General features: G+C 60.2%; 15 protein-coding genes and 1 pseudogene. 11 read left to right on the top strand and 5 right to left on the bottom strand.

The window, feature by feature from the left end; translation table 11 throughout:
* Window positions 1-21 precede the first annotated feature (21 nt).
* The 3 genes from ALO64_RS14505 to ALO64_RS14495 all read right to left on the bottom strand — a co-directional run bounded on the left by ALO64_RS14505 (window position 22) and on the right by ALO64_RS14495 (window position 4,849).
* Window positions 22-957, bottom strand: coding sequence for a sulfonate ABC transporter substrate-binding protein (locus ALO64_RS14505; protein ID WP_044344182.1), 936 nt, complete (start codon window positions 955-957; stop codon window positions 22-24).
* A 215-nt stretch (window positions 958-1,172) separates the two neighbouring features.
* Window positions 1,173-2,498 (bottom strand): LLM class flavin-dependent oxidoreductase, encoded by a 1,326-nt coding sequence (locus ALO64_RS14500; RefSeq protein ID WP_044344181.1) that lies wholly within the window; start codon window positions 2,496-2,498, stop codon window positions 1,173-1,175.
* A 35-nt stretch (window positions 2,499-2,533) separates the two neighbouring features.
* A complete protein-coding gene (locus tag ALO64_RS14495) occupies window positions 2,534-4,849 on the bottom strand; it encodes a TonB-dependent receptor (protein ID WP_408002912.1) in 2,316 nt (771 codons plus the stop codon).
* 172 nt (window positions 4,850-5,021) lie between these two features.
* On the opposite strand from ALO64_RS14495, the gene ALO64_RS14490 reads away from it, so the two are divergent.
* Window positions 5,022-6,065: a LacI family DNA-binding transcriptional regulator gene (locus tag ALO64_RS14490; protein ID WP_054991741.1), complete on the top strand. Its 1,044-nt coding sequence runs from the start codon at window positions 5,022-5,024 to the stop codon at window positions 6,063-6,065.
* A gap of 153 nt (window positions 6,066-6,218) precedes the next feature.
* Here ALO64_RS14490 and betT read toward each other — a convergent pair whose 3' ends face one another.
* Complete coding sequence (gene betT / locus ALO64_RS14485; RefSeq protein WP_217996276.1) at window positions 6,219-8,177, bottom strand: choline transporter BetT; 1,959 nt, start codon at window positions 8,175-8,177, stop codon at window positions 6,219-6,221.
* A gap of 651 nt (window positions 8,178-8,828) precedes the next feature.
* Here betT and hutU point away from each other — a divergent pair.
* The 9 genes and pseudogenes from hutU (at window position 8,829) to hutG (ending at window position 20,033) form a co-directional block, all read left to right on the top strand.
* Window positions 8,829-10,522: pseudogene (gene hutU, locus ALO64_RS14480) on the top strand (urocanate hydratase).
* A 112-nt stretch (window positions 10,523-10,634) separates the two neighbouring features.
* Window positions 10,635-11,603, top strand: coding sequence for an ABC transporter substrate-binding protein (locus tag ALO64_RS14475; RefSeq protein ID WP_044344179.1), 969 nt, complete (start codon window positions 10,635-10,637; stop codon window positions 11,601-11,603).
* A 73-nt stretch (window positions 11,604-11,676) separates the two neighbouring features.
* Complete coding sequence (locus tag ALO64_RS14470; protein WP_002555732.1) at window positions 11,677-12,528, top strand: ABC transporter permease; 852 nt, start codon at window positions 11,677-11,679, stop codon at window positions 12,526-12,528.
* Window positions 12,525-13,355, top strand: coding sequence for a quaternary amine ABC transporter ATP-binding protein (locus ALO64_RS14465; RefSeq protein ID WP_004654975.1), 831 nt, complete (start codon window positions 12,525-12,527; stop codon window positions 13,353-13,355). Before ALO64_RS14470 ends, ALO64_RS14465 begins: the two co-directional genes overlap by 4 nt.
* 12 nt (window positions 13,356-13,367) lie before the next feature.
* Window positions 13,368-14,909, top strand: coding sequence for an HAL/PAL/TAL family ammonia-lyase (locus tag ALO64_RS14460; RefSeq protein ID WP_044344178.1), 1,542 nt, complete (start codon window positions 13,368-13,370; stop codon window positions 14,907-14,909).
* A gap of 55 nt (window positions 14,910-14,964) precedes the next feature.
* Window positions 14,965-16,512, top strand: a complete 1,548-nt coding sequence (gene hutH, locus ALO64_RS14455; protein ID WP_044344177.1) for a histidine ammonia-lyase — start codon at window positions 14,965-14,967, stop codon at window positions 16,510-16,512.
* Between the two features lie 111 nt (window positions 16,513-16,623).
* Window positions 16,624-18,000: an amino acid permease gene (locus ALO64_RS14450; protein WP_004663273.1), complete on the top strand. Its 1,377-nt coding sequence runs from the start codon at window positions 16,624-16,626 to the stop codon at window positions 17,998-18,000.
* A gap of 15 nt (window positions 18,001-18,015) precedes the next feature.
* Window positions 18,016-19,221 (top strand): imidazolonepropionase, encoded by a 1,206-nt coding sequence (gene hutI, locus ALO64_RS14445; RefSeq protein ID WP_002555737.1) that lies wholly within the window; start codon window positions 18,016-18,018, stop codon window positions 19,219-19,221.
* A gap of 11 nt (window positions 19,222-19,232) precedes the next feature.
* Complete coding sequence (hutG, locus tag ALO64_RS14440) at window positions 19,233-20,033, top strand: N-formylglutamate deformylase (protein ID WP_044344176.1); 801 nt, start codon at window positions 19,233-19,235, stop codon at window positions 20,031-20,033.
* Between the two features lie 180 nt (window positions 20,034-20,213).
* Here hutG and ALO64_RS14435 read toward each other — a convergent pair whose 3' ends face one another.
* Window positions 20,214-22,466, bottom strand: a complete 2,253-nt coding sequence (locus tag ALO64_RS14435; protein WP_044344175.1) for a heavy metal translocating P-type ATPase — start codon at window positions 22,464-22,466, stop codon at window positions 20,214-20,216.
* Between the two features lie 86 nt (window positions 22,467-22,552).
* Here ALO64_RS14435 and cadR point away from each other — a divergent pair, with 86 nt between their 5' ends.
* Window positions 22,553-22,999, top strand: a complete 447-nt coding sequence (gene cadR / locus ALO64_RS14430) for a Cd(II)/Pb(II)-responsive transcriptional regulator (protein WP_044344174.1) — start codon at window positions 22,553-22,555, stop codon at window positions 22,997-22,999.
* Window positions 23,000-23,099: the final 100 nt, after the last annotated feature.

The raw sequence follows: 23,099 nt of genomic DNA, 5'->3' as shown, positions 1-23,099 counted from the left end.
CGTCTGCTCGCCGCGCGAGAATCATGGCTTTTGCCAGACCACCTGCTGGATATCTACCCGCTTGGGTATCAGGTGGTTGTCGTAAAACAGATCGGCGGTCGCTTGCTGCGCACGCACGATCTCGGCTGTGATCGGCAGGCTGGGTGATTCAGGTCGGTGATCAAGATACTGAGTGATGACCGCTTCGGACAAGCCCATGCTGCGCGCCAGGATCTGAATGCTTTCGTTGCGTTGCGAGCGAGTCAGCCCATCGGCCACCGTCAGTTCGTCGAGAACCTGCTGCACAAACGCCGCATTTTTCTCGGCAAAAGCCCGGCGTGCGGTATAGAACGGCCCGGACAGTCCAAGTCCTTCGCCATTGGCCAAGAGGCGGCTATGGCCTTCGTTCAGGGCGATAGAGTAGTACGGGTCCCAGATTGCCCAGGCATCGACGCTACCGTTTTCAAAGGCGGCGCGGGCATCGGCGGGGGGCAGGTAAATCGGCTGGATATCCTTGAACGTCAACCCTGCCTTGTTCAGCAAGCGCAACACCACGTTATGCGAGCTGGAGCCTTTCTGAAGCGCGACCTTGCGGCCTTTCAGCTCTGCCACGCTGTGCAGCGGGCTTTCGTTGCGCACCAGTATGGTTTCCGCCTGTGGCTTGGCCGGTTCTGCGCCGATGTAGACCAGGTCTGCCCCGGCAACCTGAGCAAAGATCGGCGGAATGTCACCGGTAGAGGCAATGTCCAGACTGCCGATATTCAGTGCTTCAAGCATCTGCGGCCCGGCCGGGAATTCGATCCATTTGACTTTTGTAGCAGTAAAGCGCTTCTCCAGAAGGCCATGTTCCTTGGCCAGCACCAGCGTGATCGAGCCCTTCTGATAGCCAATGCGCAGCGTGTCAGGTTCGTCGGCAGCAGCTGTCCCGAACAGGCCACTGAAAGCCAGAATGGCGGCGATAAACGTGAATGGTTTCATGGGGGATCCCTTAATTCTGTATAAAAATCTGCCTTTGATTCTGGCCGAAGGCCGTGGGAGCGAACTTGTTCGCGAAAGGGCCGGTACAAGCACTGAAAATTCATCGTCTGAAATACCGTCTTCGCGAACAATGCGGACCACCGCCCCGGTCGCTACCACGCCCTGCGGGCAGAAGCCCGCTTTCTGCGCTCATCAGGATTTGCATGCGGCAACGATCAAAATCTATAAGCAGGCCGCTGCAGCCCCAGATTTTCGCGCAACGTTGTGCCTTCATATTCAGTACGAAACAGCCCACGACGCTGCAGCTCCGGCACCAGCAATTGCGCGACGTCTTCCAGACCTCCCGGCAAATGCGGCACCAGCACGTTGAAGCCGTCTGCCGCGCCGTGTTCGAACCAGGTTTGCAGCTCATCGGCGATCTGCTCAGGCGTACCGATCAGGCTGTGATGCCCTCGCCCACCGGCAATCCGCCGTCCCAGCTGCGCCAGGGTCAGGTTTTCCTGATCGGCCAGTTCGGTGAGCAGTTTCTGCCGGCTACGCTGGCCGCTGTCAGTTAGCGGCAGCTCTGGCAACGGGCCGTCCAGCGGGTAGCCCGACAGGTCGAAATTGCCCAGCATACGGCCTAACAGGGCGACACCCACCTGAGGCTCGACCAGCTCCTGAAACGACTCGAATTTCGCTTTCGCCAACGCCTCGGTTTCGGCCACGACAATGAACAAGCCGGGCATGACTTTCAGCGAATCTGCGTCACGTCCGTATGCGCCAAGGCGGCCCTTGATGTCCGCATAAAACGCCTGGGCACTGGCCAGCGAGGTCTGTGCGGTGAACACCACTTCCGCGGTCTGCGCCGCCAGATCGCGGCCGACTTCAGAGGAACCCGCCTGCACGACCACGGGCTGCCCTTGCGGCGAACGCGCCACGTTCAGCGGGCCTTTGACACTGAAGTGCTCACCCTGATGATTGAGCACATGTAATTTGGCCGGGTCGTAATATTCGCCGCTGCTCTTGTCGCGGGTAAACGCGTCATCTGCCCAGCTGTCCCACAGGCCGGTCACCACCTGATGAAACTCCCGTGCGCGGCTATAGCGCTCGGCATGCCCCACATGCTCGGCGCGCCCGAAGTTCTGCGCTTCGGCGGCGGCATCGGAGGTCACCAGATTCCAGCCCGCTCGCCCCCCGGACAAGTGATCCAGCGAGGCGAACTTGCGAGCAACGTGATACGGCTCGTTGTAGGTGGTGGTCGCCGTCGCGATCAGACCGATGTGATCGGTCACCGCGCTCAACGCCGAGAGCAGAGTCAGCGGCTCGAAATGATCAGAGCGGGCCATGCGGCTGGCGATATCGCCGGTGGCGGCAGCCACGCTGTCGGCCACGAACAACGTATCGAATTTTGCCGCTTCCGCGACCTTGGCCACGTGCCGATAGTGCTTGAAATCCAGCCCTGCATCGGCAGGCACATCAGGGTGACGCCAAGCCGCAACGTGGTGCCCGGTGGCCATCAGAAAAGCGCCGAGTTTCATCTGTCGAGCAGTCGTGCTCATTCTTCACTCCTTACTGTGTTGCCGCGTGCCAAGACTCAAAAATCCTTGCGTAGCTGTACGCCGAAATAACGCTCGTCATCACGCGGTACAGACCGGTAAACATAGCTACCACCGGTGGCCAGCATCGGCGAATAGGACTTGTCTGCCAGATTCTTGCCGAGCAGCGCCACGCGCCAGCCACTGTTGTAATCGGCCAATGCCACGCTGGCATTCCAGATGCCGTAAGCGCCCTGCTTGGTGTCCGGGTTCTGGCTGATGTCGTACTGCACTTCGCTCTGCCAGCTGTAATCGGTGCCCAACTCGATATCCAGACCGTTGTCCAGCGGGATGGTGTAGTCGGCACGAACGTAGCTTTTCCAGTCAGGGCTATACGGCAGGGTTTTGCCATCGACGCTGCACGACGCCGCTGCACCGGTCGGGCAGGCAAAGCTGTCGATGCGCGCCTTGGTGTAAGACAGCGCGCCGGAGAATTTCAGGTTACGGGTGGCCTGCAAGGCGTAATCCAGTTCGACGCCTTCAGTACTGACACTGCCTGCGTTGATCAGCCGCGTAACGACCTGCCCGGCAACGCTGTCGAAGAAGTTCGCCTGATAGTTATCGTAATCGCTATGGAACACCGCCAGGTTGGTGGTCAGGCGATTGTTCCAGGTGGTGGCCTTGACCCCGACTTCCCAGGTGTTCGAGGTCTCCGGTTTCAAAGCGTCGGTGTCACGCGGCTGCATGTTGAAGAACACGTTGTAAGCCGGGCCTTTATAGCCGCGCGAGTAGGTGATGTAGGTCATCACGCTGTCGTTCAGGTCGTACTGCAGACCCAGCCGACCGGACTTGCCATCCTCGTCCACCGAACCGGAACTGCTGGTCGCAGGCTGAATGCCGCTGACCGTGGTCGCCGATGTCGAAACGCGGCGATGGTCGTATTCCAGATCATCGTGGGTCCAGCGTGCCCCGGCAATCGCACGGAAGTTCGGGGTGAAGTTGAACGTGGTTTCGCCGAATACCGAGTAGCTGTCGGTGGTGGTGCTGTAATCGGCGATACCACGGTCCTGACGGGTTGGCGTGATGAGCGTGCGCTGGTAGGTCTCGTCGCTCTTGCCATGCATATAGAACAGACCGCCGACATACTCGACAAACTGGCCCTTTGGCGATGCCAGACGTAGCTCCTGAGAGTACTGATTGAATTCCAGATCGCCTTTGTCTTCGGTGCCGGGGAATGCAGCGGTGACGGTGCCGAGACGGTCGCCATCCTGATACTGGGTGTTATCCCAGCCCCGCCAGGCGGTAATGGAGGTCAGGGTGTAATCGCCCAGTTGCCAGTCAAGCTGGCCGGACAGGCCCTTGTTGACGTCCTCGACATGGCTGCGGTAATCACTGAGCACATCACGGTTGTCACTGTCGGCGCGCACCGGTGACAGCGCACTGGCGAACGCTGGGGTCAGCGCCTTGCTCACTACGCCATTGGGCGCGTCGTCATGGGACTGCATGTAGTCCGCGGCAAGGGTGAAGGTGATGTCGTCGTTGGGTGTGAATTCCAGCTTGCCGCGCGCGCCCTTACGGTTGTAACCGTTGACCTCCTGACCGTTGAGCTTGTTATCGACGTTGCCGTCATAGCTGCCGAACAGTGTGGTAATCGAGCCCTTGAGGGTCTGCGGAATCAGACTGCCGCCGATGCCGAAACGGGTGCGGCTTTCGTTACCGCTGTAATACGACTGATCGATGTAACCGTGGGTCTCTTCGGTCGGCGCCTTGGTGGTGACGTTGAGCACGCCAGCCGAGGCGTTCTTACCGAACAACGTGCCCTGCGTGCCGCGCAGCACTTCAATGCGCTCAAGGTCGAGCAGGTCCAGCGTGGCCTGGCCCGGACGTGCATACACCACGCCATCGATCACTGTCGCCACCGTCGGCTCGACACCCGGCGAGGTGGAAATGGTGCCGACACCGCGAATGAACAGCGAGGTGTCCTTGTTGGACGCACCGGTACGGAAATTCAGCGAAGGCACTTGCTGCACGATGCTGGCCACGCCGTTGCGATTGTCCCGCTCCAGTTGCTCGCCCTGAATCACCGAAACTGCGACCGGTACTTTTTGCAACGACTCTTCACGGCGCGTGGCCGTTACGGTGACGGACTCCAGCGCTACCGTTTCAGTGCTCTGCGTTGCTGCGTTATCTGCCATTGCCGGAACCCACGGCAACGCCGCAAGCCCCATCAAAAGCCAGCCATAACGGCGCCCCCGCGCCACATGAGCCTGATCGATGGCTTGCGCCAGAAGTGTGTATTTGACGCCATCCCCACGTATTGTGTGCATCTGCGTGCCTACCTGAAATATGCCCTGATCCGACAATGCGATACGCACTGGCGCCTGTTGATTGCTGGCTAAACCGGGGTCCGGGCATTCGCGGTGGCGAGTAGCAGACAAACCATCTTTGTTAGCGCTAACATCGCCAGTATCAGGAAACGGCGAATAGATCGTCCAATACTGAAAAATTAGTTTATATTCTTTTTACTTTTATACGAAGTGATCGAGCATGGCCGACGAGAAACCCGCGACACGCAAACGCCGAGGCGCAGGCCGGGTGACGATCANNGTGGCGCGTGAGGCCGGTGTCTCGGCCATTACCGTGTCGCGCTATTTCAATCAGCCGGAGCAAGTCTCGCCCGAACTGCGTGAGCGGATTGCAGCCGTGGTCAATGCGCTGGGCTATGTGCCCAATCTGGTGGCAGGCGGCCTGGCGTCGGCGCGCAGCCGGGTGGTAGCGATGGTGATTCCCAATATCTCCGGGCCGATCTTCGCCAACACCATTCAGGGCTTCAGTGACACGCTGAGCCAGCATGGTTTCCAGTTGCTGCTGGCCTCCAGCTACTTTTCCGCCGAACAGGAAGAAAGCGCAGTGCGGGCGTTTCTGGGCTGGTCACCGGCAGCACTGGTGCTGACCAGTCGTTTCCACAGCCCGGCTACCGAGAAAATGATCGAGCAGACCGATGTCCCGGTGATCGAAACCTGGGACCACCAGCCCGAACGCAGCCCGATCCAGATTGGCTTTTCTCACTATGACGTCGGCGTCACGGCAGCCCGCTATTTGTACGACAAGGGCTACCGCCGCATAGCGTTCGTGCAGAACAGCATTGCAGGCGACTTCAGCGCACTGGAGCGGCGTGACGGCTATATCGCCACACTTGAAGGGCTCGGCATCAAACCGTGGGTCTTTGTCCCGGACGCCGGACGGGCGCCGTTCGAAGCAGGCAAGCAGGCCATGGAAACACTAATGAGCCAAACACCGCGCCCCGACGCCATCTTCTTCGCCAACGACAACCTGGCAGCCGGTGCCCTGCTCGCCAGCCAGCGCGCAGGCCTGCATATACCAAAGGATTGTGCCGTGATGGGCTTTGGCGATTACGCCTTCGCAGAAATGATGCTCCCTAGCCTGACCACCATCAAACCGCCAGCACTGGAGATCGGCGTACTGGCCGCAACGCGTGTGCTTGAAAGCCTTGGCGTGTTGCCGGTGGAGGGAGACATACAGCGGCTGAATTTGCTGGAGTGCAGATTGGTGGAGCGGGAGAGTACATGAGCCCGACGCAATCTCGAGCCTACGCTGGTGGGCGTAGAACGATGACTTCAGCCATCGTGCGACGCTCCNNGCCGTTCTGGACGCTCTGCGCCCTCGCCTGAACATGGGGCGCGGCGCAGAGCGTGAGGAACGATAGGTGCTCTTAATCCCCTATCACCGCACCAGATGCAAGAACTGCATATGCCGCTCGTACTGGTCGAGCACGTCGTTGATGACCTGTTCCTTGGTGTAGCCCACCAGGTCGTAGTCCTGACTGCCTTCGCTCAAGTGAACCTCAGCGCGGTAGTAGCGGCGGTTGTTCAGCTGTTTGGAACCCATGCCGCCACGGGCGAACGAAGGGGTGAAAAAGCCCTTCATCTGCACCTGATAGATGAACGGACGCTCTTCGCCATGACCGATTTCCAGGGTCACCGAGTCGTTGGAAGGGTCAGGTACGTTGACCACGCTCAAGCCCTTCTCGACAAACACCGCTGTCACTTCTTCAATCGCTGGACGCACGGTCTGGTCAAGGAAGCGATACACCTCGTCTCGCGACGGGTAATGCACGGCCTGGCTCAGACGCTGACGCCAGCCGCCACGTCGTGAGCCGGACACTGGTGCCAGCGAATACAGTTGCGCAATCTGGCGCTGGGATTCCATGACGAACGCTTTGTGCAGGCCCCACATCATCAGTAGCAGGATCAGCGAGAACGGCAACGACGTCAGCACCACCGCTGATTTAAGCGCATCGATACTGCCCGAGAACAGCAGGCCGCTGGTGATCAGTGCAGTCGCCACACCCCAGAACACCCGCAGCCATTTCGGACCGTCTTCGTCAGGGTTGCCGCCTTTGGCGGAAAGCGTCGACAGCACCACCGTGCCCGAATCGGCAGAGGTGACAAAGAACACAAAGCTGATAAATACCGTGACCGCAATGACAGTCTTGCTCCACGGATAGGTTTCCAGCAGCAGGTACAGGGTCATCGACGGATCATCGATGGCCGACTGGCCCAGCGCAGTCATGCCGTGGTTGAGCACCTGATCGATGGCGCTGTTGCCGAAGATCGACATCCTCCAGGCCAGGGTGAAACCCAGCGGGATCAGCAACACACCGAAGACGAACTCACGGATGGTCCGGCCACGCGAGATGCGCGCAATGAACAGGCCCACGAACGGCGCCCAGGCAATCCACCAGGCCCAATAGAACACGGTCCAGCCGCCCAGCCAGTCACTCGGCTCGTTGTAGGCATACACGTCGAAACTCTTGCTCGGCAGTGCACCCAGGTAGTCACCGATGTTCTGCACCAGCGTGTTGAGCAAGTGCTGAGTCGGGCCGGCAAACAGCACGAACAGCAGCAGCGCACAGGCCAGCAGCATGTTGATGTCGGACATGACGCGCACGCCCTTGTCGACACCGGCTATCGCGACCAGAATCGCCGCGCCCATCATCAGGGTAATCAGACCGACCTGAATCCAGTGGGTATGCGCCACGCCAAACAGGTAATCCAGACCGGAATTGAGGTGCAATACCCCGAAGCCCATGTCTGCGCCCAAGCCGAAGATGGTCGCAATGATGCCGAAGCCATCGACCGCGTAACCGATAGGGCCATTGATGCGCTTGCCGATCAGCGGGTACAACGCCGAACGCAGGGCCAGCGGCAGGTTGTGGCGATAAGCGAAGTAGGCCAGCGCCATGCCGACAAAGGCAAACACGCCCCAGCCATGCAGGCCCCAGTGCAGAAACAGCAACTGCATGCCCTGACGCGCGGCCTCAGCCGTACCGCCTTCGCCCTGCGGCGGTTGCAGCAGGTGCGTCAGTGGCTCTGAAACGCAGAAAAAGAACAGCGTGATGCTGATGCCGGCGGCAAACAGCATCCCGGCCCATGACAGGTAACTGAACTCGGGTTCGTCGTGGTCGGCGCCGAGCTTGATCTTGCCGAAGCCCGACAAGGCGGTGACCACCACGAAGACCAGATACAGCGTCATGACCATCATGTAGTACCAGCCGACCGTATTGGCCGCCCAGTTTTGCGCCGCCAGCAGCCATTCTCCGCTGGCTTGCGGGAAGGCAATGACAACGATGCCAAAAATCAGAATAAAGCTCGCAGCGAAGTAGAACACTGGAGCGTTCATGCGGACGTTGCCGCTTGAAGAAGTACTCGGAGAGCTCATCGGTTGCGTGCCTCCGGACTGATAAAACCAACTGCAAAAAGCGGATACGGCAAGGGTAAGCCTCCTGTTGTGAGCGGGCAGCGAACCACCGATTTAACTTGAGCGAGCGTTCAATTTAAACATGAAAGTGCCCGTAAAGACTAATCGGGGGCCAGTGAATGCTCGCTCAGGCCTGGGTATGACGCATGCTTGAGCGGGATCGTTCCCATCCTCAGGCAACACAATTCAGACCCTCCCAACGGGGATTTTTCAGGTATCTATAAATGACCGATGTTGACCCTGCGACCCTGCGCACATTTACCGCACCATTCTGTTACCTGCCGCCCCAAAAGCGCGCAAATCACGCTTCAGGTAACACGCCTGACCTCGCCTCACACATTGTTCGCCTGCTCGGAAAAGTCCGCTACCCCTTGAAAACACTGAGCCGCAGGGCCATCGAACGATCAATGAACAGCCGCCAGACAAAGTTGGTCTTCTGATTGCATATGCTTGTATGTACAAGTAGAGACAGGCTAGACATTCTGTCTTTCTACTGGACTGAATCGGCCTGCTTCGCCAGGCACTGTTCGCTCTTCAACGGGCTGGTTCGCATTGATCGCCGAGGATTTTTTTGTGACCGAGAATAATCAAGACCTGAAGCAGAACTGGACCCGCCATCGCGAAGGCGTCGTACGGGCTGCCCGCGGCACTCAATTGACAGCCAAAAGCTGGCTGACCGAAGCGCCGCTGCGCATGTTGATGAACAACCTCGACCCGGAAGTCGCCGAGAACCCCAACGAGTTGGTGGTTTATGGTGGCATCGGTCGCGCTGCGCGCAACTGGGAGTGCTACGACAAAATCGTCGAAAGCCTCACTCAGCTCAACGATGATGAGACCCTGCTGGTGCAGTCCGGCAAGCCGGTTGGTGTGTTCAAGACCCACAGCAACGCCCCACGCGTACTGATCGCCAATTCCAACCTGGTGCCGCACTGGGCCAGCTGGGAGCACTTCAACGAACTGGATGCCAAGGGCCTGGCAATGTATGGCCAGATGACCGCAGGCAGCTGGATCTACATCGGCAGCCAGGGCATCGTGCAAGGCACCTACGAAACCTTCGTCGAAGCCGGACGCCAGCACTATGACGGCAATCTCAAGGGTCGCTGGGTGCTGACCGCAGGTTTGGGCGGCATGGGTGGCGCGCAGCCGCTGGCCGCGACATTGGCCGGGGCCTGCTCGCTGAACATCGAATGTCAGCAGAGCCGTATCGATTTCCGCATCAAGACCCGCTACGTCGACGAACAGGCCGCTGATCTGGATGACGCTCTGGCGCGCATTGCCAAATACACCGCCGAAGGCAAAGCCATCTCCATCGCCCTGTGCGGCAACGCAGCAGAAATTCTGCCGGAAATGGTCCGTCGCGGTGTGCGCCCGGACATGGTCACCGACCAGACCAGCGCCCACGACCCGCTCAATGGCTACCTGCCCAAAGGCTGGACCTGGGACGAGTACCGTGCCCGCTCGGTCAGCGAGCCGGCCAGTGTGGTCAAGGCGGCCAAGCAATCGATGGCCGAACACGTCGAAGCCATGCTCGCCTTCCAGCAAGCGGGCATTCCTACCTTCGACTATGGCAACAACATTCGCCAGATGGCCAAAGAAGTCGGCGTCGCCAATGCCTTCGATTTCCCCGGTTTCGTCCCGGCCTACATCCGCCCGTTGTTCTGCCGCGGCATCGGGCCGTTCCGCTGGGCCGCGCTGTCGGGTCACCCAGAAGACATCCACAAGACCGACGCCAGGGTCAAGGAACTGATTCCCGACGACGATCACCTGCACAACTGGCTGGACATGGCCCGTGAACGCATCAGTTTTCAGGGGCTGCCCGCGCGCATCTGCTGGGTCGGCCTGGGTCAGCGCGCCAAGCTGGGTCTGGCCTTCAATGAAATGGTTCGCAGCGGCGAGCTGTCGGCACCGGTGGTAATCGGCCGCGACCACCTGGACTCCGGTTCGGTCGCCAGCCCCAACCGCGAAACCGAATCCATGCGCGATGGCTCCGATGCCGTCTCCGACTGGCCGCTGCNNCCCTGCTCAATACCGCCAGCGGCGCGACCTGGGTTTCGCTGCACCATGGCGGCGGCGTGGGCATGGGCTTTTCGCAGCACTCCGGAATGGTCATCGTCTGTGACGGTACGGACGAAGCCGCCGAACGCATCGCCCGCGTCCTTCACAACGACCCGGCCACCGGTGTGATGCGCCATGCCGATGCCGGTTATGACATTGCCATCGACTGTGCCAAAGAGCAGGGCTTGAACCTGCCGATGATCGGGCGTTAAGGAGTCTGCGGTTATCAAACCGACAGACTCGGGGAACGGGCATGAACATGCCCACGGGCCGGATGCCTACTTGAAGCTGCCGCCATCCATTTCAAGCTTGGGAGCATCGATAATGAAAATGAAAAAGGCCCTGTTGACCACCTTGGTATCCGCTGGCCTGCTCGCCAGCGTAGGCACAAGTCAGGCTGCCGGCTGGTGCGAATCAGGCAAGCCGGTGAAATTCGCCGGTCTTAACTGGGAAAGCGCGATGCTGCTGACCGACATTCTGCAGGTCGTTCTGGACAAGGGTTACGGCTGCACCGTTGACGCCCTGCCTGGTAATTCCATCGCCATGGAAAACGCCTTGAGCACCAACGATATCCAGATCTTTGCCGAAGAATGGGTCGGCCGCAGCGAGGTCTGGAGCAAGGCCGCCGCAGCCGGAAAAGTGGTCGGTGTCGGCGCGCCTATCGTTGGCGCAGTGGAAGGCTGGTATGTGCCCCGCTATGTGATCGAAGGCGATGCCAAACGCAAGCTTGAAGCCAAGGCACCCAACCTGAAATCCATCAGCGATCTGGCCCAGTATTCGGCGGTGTTCAAGGATCAGGAAGAGCCCGGCAAAGGCCGCTTCTACAACTGCCCGGCTGGCTGGACCTGCGAGCTGGAAAACAGCGAAATGCTCAAGAGCTATGGCCTGGAAAGCAAATACACCAACTTCCGCCCGGGCACCGGCCCTGCGCTGGATGCGGCTATTCTCTCCAGCTACAAACGTGGCGAGCCGATCCTGACCTACTACTGGTCGCCGACTCCGCTCATGGGCCAGGTGGACCTGGTGCGTCTGGAGGAGAAAGCCGGGGTCAACAAGACGATCGATATCAAGGTCGGCGTGTCCAAAGTGTTCCACGATGAGGCCCCTGAACTGGTCGCCATCCTGGAAAAGGTCAACCTGCCTATCGACCTGCTCAACCAGAACCTGGGGCGCATGGCCAAGGAACGTATCGAATCGCCGAAGCTGGCGAAGATTTTCCTGAAAGAGCACCCCGAAGTCTGGCACAAATGGGTCAGCGAAGACGCCGCGAAAAAGGTGGACGCTTCGCTGTAAACGAAAGGGCAGTCGGACTGACAAATCCGACTGCCCTGACGTTGACCCGACACACCTCATTTGAGAGCCGCTTATGTTTCCTGAAAGCTTCACTTTCTCGATCGCCAACTGGGTCAACGACGGGGTCGACTCGCTGGTGACTCAGTATGGCGATGTGTTCCGGCACATTTCCGACACCCTGCTATGGGCCATCGTCAACCTCGAAAGCCTGCTGCGCATGGCACCGTGGTGGCTGATGCTGATAATCGTTGGCGGCATTGCCTGGCACGCGACACGCAAGATCGTCACGACGCTGGTCATCGTCGGCCTGCTGTTTCTGGTCGGTGCGGTCGGGTTGTGGGACAAGCTGATGCAGACATTGGCGCTGATGCTGGTCGCCACGATCATTGCGGTACTGATCGGCATTCCACTGGGCATTCTCTCCGCGCGCAGCAATCGCCTGCGCTCGGTGCTGATGCCGCTGCTGGACATCATGCAGACCATGCCCAGCTTCGTTTACCTGATTCCGGTGCTGATGCTGTTCGGCCTGGGCAAGGTCCCGGCCATCTTCGCCACGGTGATCTATGCCGCGCCGCCATTGATTCGTCTGACCGACCTGGGCATTCGTCAGGTTGACGGTGAAGTGATGGAAGCCATCAACGCCTTCGGTGCCAACCGCTGGCAGCAGCTGTTTGGTGTGCAACTGCCACTGGCCATGCCGAGCATCATGGCCGGGATCAACCAGACCACCATGATGGCGCTGTCGATGGTGGTCATCGCCTCGATGATCGGCGCACGCGGGCTGGGTGAAGACGTGCTGGTGGGCATTCAGACGCTCAACGTCGGACGCGGGCTGGAAGCGGGTCTGGCCATCGTCATTCTGGCGGTCGTCATCGACCGTATCACGCAGGCCTATGGCCGCCCACGGCATGAGGCGCACAAATGAGCAGCGTGGAACCGAGCAAGATCGTCGTTAAAAACGTATTCAAGATTTTTGGCAACCGCTCAAAGGAAGCACTGGCGCTGATCAAACAGAACCAGAGCAAGGATCAGGTACTGGCGCAAACCGGCTGCGTGGTCGGGGTCAACGACCTGTCGCTGTCGATCGGCAGTGGAGAAATCTTCGTCATCATGGGCCTGTCCGGCTCCGGCAAATCGACGCTGGTACGCCACTTCAACCGGCTGATCGACCCCACCAGCGGCGAGATTCTGGTCGATGGCGAAGACATCCTGCGTTACGACATGGAGGCCTTGCGCCAATTCCGCCGACACAAGATCAGCATGGTGTTCCAGAGCTTCGGCCTGCTGCCGCACAAGACCGTGCTGGCCAACGTCGCGTACGGCCTGAAAGTGCGCGGCGAGAGCAAGGCGCTGTGCCAGGAACGCGCGCAGCACTGGATAACGACCGTAGGCCTGAAGGGCTACGAAAACAAATACCCGCACCAGCTTTCCGGTGGCATGCGCCAGCGCGTCGGTCTGGCACGAGCACTGGCAGCCGACACCGACATCATTCTGATGGACGAAGCGTTCAGCGCCCTCGACCCGTTGATTCGCGCCGAGATGCAGGACCAGTTGCTGGAACTGCAAGCCAGCCTGCACAAGACCATCGTGTTCATTACCCACGACCTGGACGAAGCGGTACGCATCGGCAATCGCATCGCGATCCTCAAGGACGGGCGCTTGATTCAGGTCGGTACACCGAAAGAAATCCTTCACTCGCCCGCTGACGATTACGTGGACCGTTTCGTTCAGCGCCGCGTGGCCACCCTTTAAGGACCGTTGCAGATGTCGCGAGCAGAACAGATCGTCATCGGTGAAGCCCCGCTGGGCTGGCAGGACGTAGTCGCCGTGGCCCGCCATGAGGCGCAACTGGTGTTGTCGGATGCCGCCTGGGCGCGGATCGATAACGCGCAGGCCATCGTGCAGCAGATTGTCGTCAGCGGCGAGCGCGCCTATGGCGTGAACACCGGGCTCGGCGCGCTGTGCAATGTGTCACTGCAAGGCGAACAGCTCAGTCGCCTGTCGCGCAATACCCTGCTCAGCCATGCCTGCGGCGTGGGTGCGCCGCTGGCCGACGAGCAGACTCGCGCAATCATCTGCGCCGCGATTCTCAACTACAGCCAGGGCAAGTCCGGCATTCACCGGCAAGTGGTCGAAGCGCTGCTGGCCCTGCTCAACCGAGGCATCACGCCGCAAGTACCGGCGCAGGGCTCGGTGGGTTACCTGACGCACATGGCGCACGTCGGCGTCGCGTTGCTGGGCATCGGCCAAGTCAGCTATCGCGGGCAGATCGTCCCGGCTGAGCAGGCCTTGAATGAAGAAGGTCTGGCTCCGGTCATCCTCGGTGCCAAAGACGGCTTGTGTCTGGTCAATGGCACGCCATGCATGACCGGCCTGAGCTGCCTGGCCATCGCCGACGCCGAGCGTCTGAGCCAGTGGGCCGACGTGATCGGCGCGATGAGCTTCGAAGCACTGGGCGGTCAGCTGGATGCATTCGATGAGAGCATTCTTGCCCTCAAACCGCATCCCGGTATGCAGCAGGTGGGCAAAAACCTGCGCAGCGTATTGGCGGGCAGCGAAGTGCTTGCCAGCCGCCAGGGCATTCGTACCCAGGACGCGCTGAGCATCCGCTCGATTCCCCAAGTGCATGGCGCAACCCGCGATCAGTTGGCTCATGCCATTCGCCAGATCAAGACCGAGCTGAACTCGGTCACCGATAACCCCATGCTGCTCGGCACGCCCGATGACTGGCGCGTGGTGTCTCAGGCCAATCCGCATGGCCAGTCGGTGGCGATGGCGGCAGACTTGCTGTGCATGGCGCTGGCAGAACTGGGCTCCATCGCCGAGCGACGCCTCGACCGCCTGATCAACCCGATGGTCAGCGGCCTGCCGGCGTTTCTGGTCAGCCAGCCGGGGGTGAATTCGGGGATGATGATCGTTCAGTACGTCGCCGCCTCGCTGTGCGCGGAAAACCGCCAGATGGCGCAACCGGCGGTGGTCGATAACTACGTCACCTCCGGCCTGCAGGAAGACCATCTGAGCCTGGGCACCAGTGCCGCGCTCAAGCTGCACAAAGTGCTAGGCAACGTCACACAGATTCTGGCCATCGAGTATTTGCTGGCGGCCCAGGCGTTCGAATTCCTCAAGGCGCAAGGGTTTGGCGTGGGTACAGGTGCTGCGTGGCGACTGCTGCGCGAGCGGGTTCCGGCCTACGATGAAGACCGCTGGCTGGCCCCTGATATCGCCAGCAGCGCGGCTCTGCTCAAAGACGCAACATCGCTGGAAAGGGTTTTCCAGCACTGCCGCGATCATGCGGCAACCCTATAAAAAGCGGCGGACGGCCACACGCCGTTGCTGACATCAATCAAGGAGTAGCTGCATCGTGACCACTTTATCTGCCAAGACGCTGAACCTGATCCCCGGCCAACTGACCCTGGCGCAATTGCGCGCCATTCATCAGCAGCCGGTCAGGCTGACGCTGGACAGCAGTGCAGACCAGCAGATCGACGACAGCGTCGCCTGTGTCGAACGCATTTTGGCCGAGAACCGCACCGCCTACGGGATCAACACCGGCTTTGGCCTGCTCGCCTCGACGCGGATTGCCAGCGAAGACCTGGAAAATCTGCAGCGTTCGCTGGTGCTGTCGCATGCGGCCGGTGTTGGTCAGCCGATCAGCGATGATCTGGTGCGCTTGATCATGGTGCTCAAGGTCAACAGCCTGAGCCGTGGCTTCTCGGGTATTCGTCGGGTGGTGATCGATGCGTTGATCGCGTTGATCAATGCCGAGGTCTATCCGCATATTCCGCTCAAGGGTTCGGTCGGCGCTTCGGGTGACCTGGCTCCACTGGCGCACATGTCGCTGGTGCTGTTGGGCGAAGGCAAGGCGCGTTACAAGGGCGAATGGCTGAATGCCGTCGATGCATTGGCTGTCGCTGGGCTGCAACCGCTGACCCTCGCAGCCAAGGAAGGGTTGGCGCTGCTCAACGGTACGCAAGTGTCCACCGCGTATGCACTGCGCGGCTTGTTCGAGGGCGAAGACCTGTTCGCTGCGGCGTTGACCTGTGGCTCGCTGACCGTCGAAGCAGTGCTCGGTTCGCGCTCACCCTTCGATGCACGTATTCATGCAGCACGCGGTCAGCGCGGGCAGATCGATGCCGCTGCCTGCTACCGCGATTTGCTCGGCGAAAGCAGTGGCGTGTCCGAGTCGCACCGCAACTGCGACAAGGTTCAGGACCCCTACTCGCTGCGCTGCCAGCCGCAGGTCATGGGCGCATGCCTGACCCAGTTGCGGCAGGCCGCCGAAGTGCTGGAAATCGAAGCCAATGCGGTGTCCGACAACCCGCTGGTGTTCGCCGCCGAGAACGACGTCATATCCGGTGGCAATTTTCACGCCGAGCCGGTCGCCATGGCGGCAGACAATCTGGCGCTGGCCATTGCCGAGATCGGCTCGCTCAGCGAACGGCGTATTTCGCTGATGATGGACAAGCACATGTCGCAACTGCCGCCCTTCCTGGTCGCCAACGGAGGCGTCAATTCCGGCTTCATGATCGCACAGGTCACGGCCGCCGCGCTGGCCAGTGAAAACAAGGCGCTGGCTCATCCGCACAGCGTCGACAGCCTGCCGACATCCGCCAATCAGGAAGACCATGTGTCGATGGCCCCGGCCGCTGGCAAGCGGTTATGGGAAATGGCAAAAAACGTTCGCGGGATTCTTGCCGTAGAATGGTTGGCTGACTGCCAGGGTCTGGACTTGCGTGAGGGTCTGAAAACCTCTCCGAAACTGGAGCAAGCCCGCGGCCTGTTGCGCAGCAAGGTCCCGTTCTATGAAAAGGACCGTTTTTTTGCACCGGACATCGAAGCTGCCAGTCAGCTGTTGTCCTCCACTTGCCTGAACCCGCTGGTTCCTGCACGTCTGCTACCGAGTTTGTGATGTACCGCGAGCCTGGCAGGGNNGGGCTCGCTTTGGTCATTGCTGCGGGAAGCCGATTGCAGGCGTTTTCGCGGCTTTTGCCATACCTGTATGTAATGAAATGGACCTGAAATGACGTCACAAGATGGTTTGAAACGCGGGTTATCCGCCCGCCACATCCGCTTCATGGCCCTGGGCTCTGCCATCGGCACAGGGTTGTTCTACGGCTCGGCCTCGGCGATTCAACAGGCCGGTCCGGCCGTATTGCTGGCGTACCTGATCGGCGGCGCGGCGGTGTACATGGTGATGCGCGCACTGGGCGAAATGGCCGTTCACGACCCGGTTTCCGGCTCGTTCAGCCATTACGCCACGCGCTACATGGGCCCGCTGGCCGGTTTCGTACTGGGCTGGACCTACGCATTCGAAATGATCATTGTCTGCCTCGCCGACGTGACCGCATTCGGCATTTACATGGGCTTCTGGTTTCCGGAAGTACCCCGCTGGATCTGGGTGCTGGGCATCGTCTTTCTGATCGGCGCGCTCAACCTGTGCAACGTGAAAGTCTTTGGTGAAACCGAGTTCTGGCTGTCGATCCTCAAAGTCAGCGCCATCGTGGCCATGATCGTCGCAGGCTTCGGCATCATGATCTTCGGTATCGGCAGCTCGACCAGCGGCACCGAAATCGGCATCAGCAACCTGTGGGCACATGGCGGCTTCATGCCCAACGGCGTCACCGGTCTGATCGCCTCGTTCGCGGTGGTGATGTTTGCCTTCGGCGGCATTGAAATCATCGGCATCACGGCCGGTGAGGCAAAGGACCCGCAACGCAGCCTGCCACAGGCGATCAACGCCGTACCGTTGCGCATTCTGCTGTTCTATGTGCTGACACTGTTTGTGCTGATGTGCATTTACCCGTGGCCGCAGATCGGCACCCAAGGCAGCCCGTTCGTGCAGATTTTCGACAATCTGGGCATCGCGTCGGCGGCGACTATCCTCAATATCGTGGTCATCTCTGCTGCGGTGTCGGCCATCAACAGCGACATCTTCGGTGCCGGGCGCATGATGTACGGATTGGCCCGTGACGGTCAGGCACCCGCCAGTTTTGCGCGCCTGTCACGGCATGGTGTGCCGTGGATGACCGTGCTGGTCATGGGCATCGCGTTGCTGGGCGGCGTGCTGCTCAACTACCTGATCCCCAAGGACGTGTTCCTGCTGATCGCCTCGCTGGCAACGTTTGCCACGGTCTGGGTCTGGCTGATGATTCTGCTCACCCAGGTTGCCATGCGCCGTTCGATGAACCGCGACGAGGCCGCACAACTGAAATTCGCGGTGCCGTTCTGGCCTTACGGACCGGCCGCCGCCATCGTCTTCATGCTGTTCATCTTCGGCGTGCTGGGCTATTTCCCGGACAACCGTGCAGCCTTGATCGTCGGCGCAATCTGGATTGTGCTGCTGCTCATCGCCTACGGGTTGTGGGTCAAGCCAAAGGCGCTCAACAATCCCCATTGACCAAAGAGGCCCGAAATGAAAACGCTCTGGAAACACTGTCACATCGCAAGCATGGCGCACGGTAAATACTCGATCATCGAAAATGCCGCCATCGTGACCTCCGGAGCGCTCATCGAGTGGATCGGGCCTGAAACCGAGCTGGCCGAGCCGGAACATGACAACTGTATCGATCTGGGCGGAGCATGGGTGACGCCCGGCCTGATCGACTGTCACACGCACACAGTGTTTGGCGGCAACCGCAGCGGCGAGTTCGAACAGCGTCTCCAGGGTGTGAGCTACGCCGAGATTGCCGCAGCAGGCGGCGGTATCGCCAGCACGGTGCGCGCGACTCGTGCGGCCAGTGAAGATGAGCTGTACGCCAGCGCCGAGCGACGCTTGCGACACTTGCTCAAGGACGGCGTGACTACCGTCGAGATGAAGTCAGGTTATGGGCTGGACCTGGAAAACGAGCGCAAGATCCTGCGGGTGATCCGCCGCCTGGGTAATACCCAACCGGTCACCGTACGCGCCACCTGTCTGGCCGCCCACGCCCTGCCACCGGAATACGCGGATCGCGCCGACGACTATATCAATCACATCTGCAACGACATGCTGCCGACACTGGCTGCCGAAGGGCTGGTGGATGCCGTGGACGCGTTCTGCGAGTACCTGGCGTTTTCACCTGCGCAGGTCGAGCAGGTGTTCATCAGCGCAGGGCAGTTGGCGCTGCCGGTCAAACTGCATGCCGAGCAGCTTTCTTCGCTGGGCGGGTCAAGCCTCGCGGCACGTTACAAGGCGCTGTCGGCGGATCATCTGGAGTTCATGACCGAAGACGATGCCGTCGCCATGGCCGCTGCCGGGACCGTCGCAGTGCTGCTGCCGGGGGCGTTTTACTTCCTCCGTGAAACACAGCTGCCGCCGATGGAAGCGCTGCGCAAGCACGGCGTGCCGATTGCGATTTCCACCGACCTGAACCCCGGCACCTCGCCAGGGCTGTCGTTGCGTCTGATGCTCAACATGGCCTGCACGCTGTTTCGCATGACACCTGAAGAGGCACTGGCGGGTGTGACATTCAATGCCGCCAAGGCACTGGGCATGAGCGCAACCCACGGCTCGCTGGAGGTCGGCAAGGTAGCGGATTTCGTCGCTTGGGACATTGAGCGACCGGCTGATCTGGCCTACTGGCTGGGCGGCGATCTGGATAAACGCATCGTGCGCCACGGCGTCGAATCATCGATCTGAAGGAGAGCCCTGTGGATAACGTTCTGACATTCAAACGTGGCCGCGTTCCGCTGCTGATCAGCATGCCGCATGCCGGTCTGAAACTGACCCCGGTGGTCGAAACCGCGCTGGTGGACGAAGCCTTGAGCCTGCCGGACACCGACTGGCATATTCCGCGTTTGTATGACTTCGCCGCTGAATTGGGCGCCAGCACCCTGGCCGCCGAATACTCGCGCTTTGTCATCGACCTCAACAGGCCGTCTGACGACAAGCCCATGTACGCCGGTGCGACCACCGGCCTGTTTCCGTCGATCCTGTTCGATGGCGTGCCACTGTTCAAGGACGGCCAGACGCCCAGCGCCGAGGAACGAGCGCGGTATCTGCAACAGATCTGGACGCCGTATCACCAGACGCTGGAGCAGGAACTGCAGCGCATGCGTGACGAGTTCGGTTATGCGCTGCTGTTCGACGCCCACTCGATTCGCGGCCACATCCCGCACCTGTTCGACGGCCGCCTGCCGGACTTCAACCTCGGCACCTTCAATGGTGTGAGCTGCGACCCGGAGCTGGCCAGCCGAATGGAGCAGGTCTGCGCTGCGGCCAAAGACTACAGCCATGTGTTGAACGGGCGCTTCAAGGGCGGCCACATCACCCGCCACTATGGTGACCCGGCCAACAACATCCATGCGGTGCAGCTGGAACTGGCGCAAAGCACCTACATGGAGGAGTTCGTGCCCTTCCACTACCGCCCGGACCTTGCTGAACCGACCCGCGCGGTGCTGAAACCGTTGCTGGAAACCTTCATTGCCTGGGGACAGGAGCGGTTTGGCTGACTAAGTCGGACGCAGAGCGTCCAGAAAAGCGCTACCACGCAGAGCGTGGGAGCGATAGCTAATAAGTGAGCTTGCTCACGAAGACGGTCGATAGCCACACCGATTATCGTTCCCATGCTCTGCGTGGGAATGCCGTTCTGGACGCTCNNTCCGCGTCCGCCCTTCAAAGCCCACGGCTGATCATTTCTTGAGCAAGCGCAAGCCGTTGAACACCACCAGCAAACTCACCCCCATGTCGGCAAACACAGCCATCCACATGGTCGCCATGCCCGCAAACGTGATGCCGATAAACAACACCTTGGTCACGATTGCCAGAACAATGTTCTGCTTGAGCACTGCCGAGGTCCGACGGGACAAGCGAATGAACGTCGGTATCTTGCGCAGATCATCGTCCATCAGGGCGACATCTGCCGTCTCGATAGCAGTATCAGTACCCGCTGCCGCCATCGCAAAACCAATCTCGGCCCGAGCCAGCGCCGGTGCATCATTGATGCCGTCACCCACCATGCCCACACGATGGTTGCGAGCATAAAGGGCCTCGATGGCACTCAGCTTGTCGGCAGGCAGCAAGTTGCCTTGCGCTTCGTCGATACCGACCTGATCGGCAATCGCCTTGGCGGTGTGCGGATTGTCGCCAGTCAGCATGACCGTTTTGATGCCCAACTCATGCAACTGAGCGATAGCTTCACGGCTGGTTTCCTTGACAGTGTCAGCCACCGCAAACAGCGCGATCGGACCGGAGGTGTCCAGCAACAGCACCACGGTCTTGCCCTGCATTTCCAGAACATCGAGCTTCGCCTCCAGCTCTGGCGAACACAGACCCAGCTCTTCAACCAGGCGATGATTGCCCAGGTGATACATCTGGCCGTTGATTGCGCCCTTCACACCGCGTCCACCCAAGGCTTCAAACGCCGAGACCTCATGCAGATTCAGGCTGCTGTCAGCCGCCTTGGCAATCGCCTGGGAAACCGGGTGATCGGAGCGACCCGCAAGGCTCGCAGCAATGGCCGGCGCAGTGTCGGCGACCGTCGGGTCCAGCGGCACGTAGTCGGTCTGCACGGGCTGGCCGTGGGTCAGCGTGCCAGTCTTGTCGAGGGCCAGGTAATCAAGCTTCTCGCCCATTTCCAGATAAACGCCGCCCTTGATCAGGATGCCTTTGCGCGCCGCTGCCGCCAGACCGCTGACGATCGTCACCGGCGTAGAAATCACCAGCGCACAGGGGCAAGCGACTACCAACAACACCAGCGCGCGGTAAACCCAGTCAAACCATTCGCCGCCGAAAAACAGCGGCGCAATCAGCGCCACGCCCAAGGCGACAACGAACACCACCGGCGTATAGATGCGCGAGAAGCTGTCGACAAAGCGCTGGGTCGGCGCACGCGAACCCTGAGCCGCTTCTACCGCATGAATGATGCGCGCCAGCGTCGAATTGTTCGCCGCAGCGGTCACACGATATTCCAGCGAGCCCGCCTGATTGATAGTGCCCGCGAAGACCTTGTCGCCGACAATCTTCTCGACCGGCAGGCTTTCACCTGTGATCGACGCTTGATCGATGCTCGAGTTACCGGACACCACCTCGCCGTCGAGCCCTACGCGCTCACCTGGCTTAATGCGGACAATAGCGCCAATTTCGACGTTTTTAGCTTCAATTTCCTGCCAACTGCCGTCCGCCTGTTTAACGGTGGCCAGTTCCGGCGTCAATTGCATCAACCCGCTGATAGCGTTTCGGGCGCGGTCGAGGGACTTGGCTTCGATCAACTCGGCCACGGTGAACAGAAACATCACCATTGCCGCTTCAGGCCACTGCCCGATCAGAATTGCACCGGTCACCGCAATGCTCATCAGGGCATTGATATTCAGGTTGAAGTTCTTGAGCGCGATCCAGCCCTTCTTGTAGGTCGTCAGCCCACAACTGAAGATCGACACCAGCGCCAGCAGAGCAACGACCCAGGTCGGGCCGAGTGACGCCAAATGGACCACTTCAGCACCCAGTGCAGTAACGCCGGACAATGCCAGCGGCCACCAGTGTTTCTTCACGACCGGAGCCGCTTGGTCAGACGCTGCACCCTCCTCGACCGGCTCGGCCTGCATGCCCAGCGAACTGATGGCCTCACGAATCGGGTCGGTGGACGGCAGATCGTGCCAGACGCCCAGCAGGCGATTGATCAGGTTGAACTCAAGCTTCTGCACCCCGGCCAGCTTGCCCAGCTTGTTCTGGATCAGGGTTTGCTCGGTCGGGCAATCCATGGCTTCGATACGAAAGCTGCTCAAGCGACTACCTGATGCCAGCGCATCGTTAAAGGTCACCACAGCAGGTTGTGCATCGCTGGAGCAGCACGCATGAGCATGTTCTACGGGCTTTTGCTCAGGCGCATGCTCGCCGTGGTCATGATCGTGGTCATGTGCGGGGGAATTCTTGATCGTCGTGCCCATTCGTTGTGGCTCCAGGATTCTGCTTGTTGCCAAGTGAACACCCTGTAGCCACTATAGGGTCAAGCACTCAAACGAGATGAGTCCAAATGAAAATCGGCGAACTGGCAAAACTGGCTGACACACAGGTCGAAACCATCCGCTATTACGAGCGCGAAGGCCTGCTGCCCGCACCTGCCCGCAGCGATGGCAACTACCGGCTGTACACCCAGACACACATGGAGCGCCTATCGTTTATCCGCAACTGCCGCAGCCTGGACATGACCCTGGAGGAAATCCGCAACCTGCTCAGCCTGCGCGACAGCCCGCAGGACCAGTGCGAAAGCGTCAATGCGCTGATCGACGAACACATCGAACACGTCAACGCCCGCGTCGCAAGCCTGCAAGCGCTTCAGGAACAACTACTCGACCTACGCCGCCGCTGCAGCGATGGCGCAGCAGAGCATTGCGCGATACTGGAGAGGCTGGAAGTGACCGGGGCTGTGGCAGCGCCAGAGGGCGAGCCTTCACATGTGGGGAGGAGTCATGGGCATTGAGTTGGGTTTGAAATCTCTCGTTTAACGCTGCGCAGCTTGCACCACCGCCACAAGCTCAGTGATCGCCTTTACGAGCTGATCTGAGACTGTCAGAAATTTT

The organism is Pseudomonas meliae, assembly GCF_001400515.1.
Classification (GTDB): domain Bacteria; phylum Pseudomonadota; class Gammaproteobacteria; order Pseudomonadales; family Pseudomonadaceae; genus Aquipseudomonas; species Aquipseudomonas amygdali.
Note: the sequence above shows the minus strand (reverse complement) of the source record. Positions and strands in the feature narration are given on the sequence as shown.

What these genes read in the sequence shown, in the direction of transcription:
- ALO64_RS14505 (WP_044344182.1), bottom strand. Translation starts at nt 957, where the DNA reads ATGAAACCATTCACGTTTATCGCCGCCATTCTGGCTTTCAGTGGCCTG.
- ALO64_RS14500 (WP_044344181.1), bottom strand. Translation starts at nt 2,498, where the DNA reads ATGAGCACGACTGCTCGACAGATGAAACTCGGCGCTTTTCTGATGGCC.
- betT (WP_217996276.1), bottom strand. Translation starts at nt 8,177, where the DNA reads ATGAACGCTCCAGTGTTCTACTTCGCTGCGAGCTTTATTCTGATTTTT.
- ALO64_RS14475 (WP_044344179.1), top strand. Translation starts at nt 10,635, where the DNA reads ATGAAAATGAAAAAGGCCCTGTTGACCACCTTGGTATCCGCTGGCCTG.
- ALO64_RS14470 (WP_002555732.1), top strand. Translation starts at nt 11,677, where the DNA reads ATGTTTCCTGAAAGCTTCACTTTCTCGATCGCCAACTGGGTCAACGAC.
- ALO64_RS14465 (WP_004654975.1), top strand. Translation starts at nt 12,525, where the DNA reads ATGAGCAGCGTGGAACCGAGCAAGATCGTCGTTAAAAACGTATTCAAG.
- ALO64_RS14460 (WP_044344178.1), top strand. Translation starts at nt 13,368, where the DNA reads ATGTCGCGAGCAGAACAGATCGTCATCGGTGAAGCCCCGCTGGGCTGG.
- ALO64_RS14450 (WP_004663273.1), top strand. Translation starts at nt 16,624, where the DNA reads ATGACGTCACAAGATGGTTTGAAACGCGGGTTATCCGCCCGCCACATC.
- hutI (WP_002555737.1), top strand. Translation starts at nt 18,016, where the DNA reads ATGAAAACGCTCTGGAAACACTGTCACATCGCAAGCATGGCGCACGGT.
- ALO64_RS14435 (WP_044344175.1), bottom strand. Translation starts at nt 22,466, where the DNA reads ATGGGCACGACGATCAAGAATTCCCCCGCACATGACCACGATCATGAC.
- cadR (WP_044344174.1), top strand. Translation starts at nt 22,553, where the DNA reads ATGAAAATCGGCGAACTGGCAAAACTGGCTGACACACAGGTCGAAACC.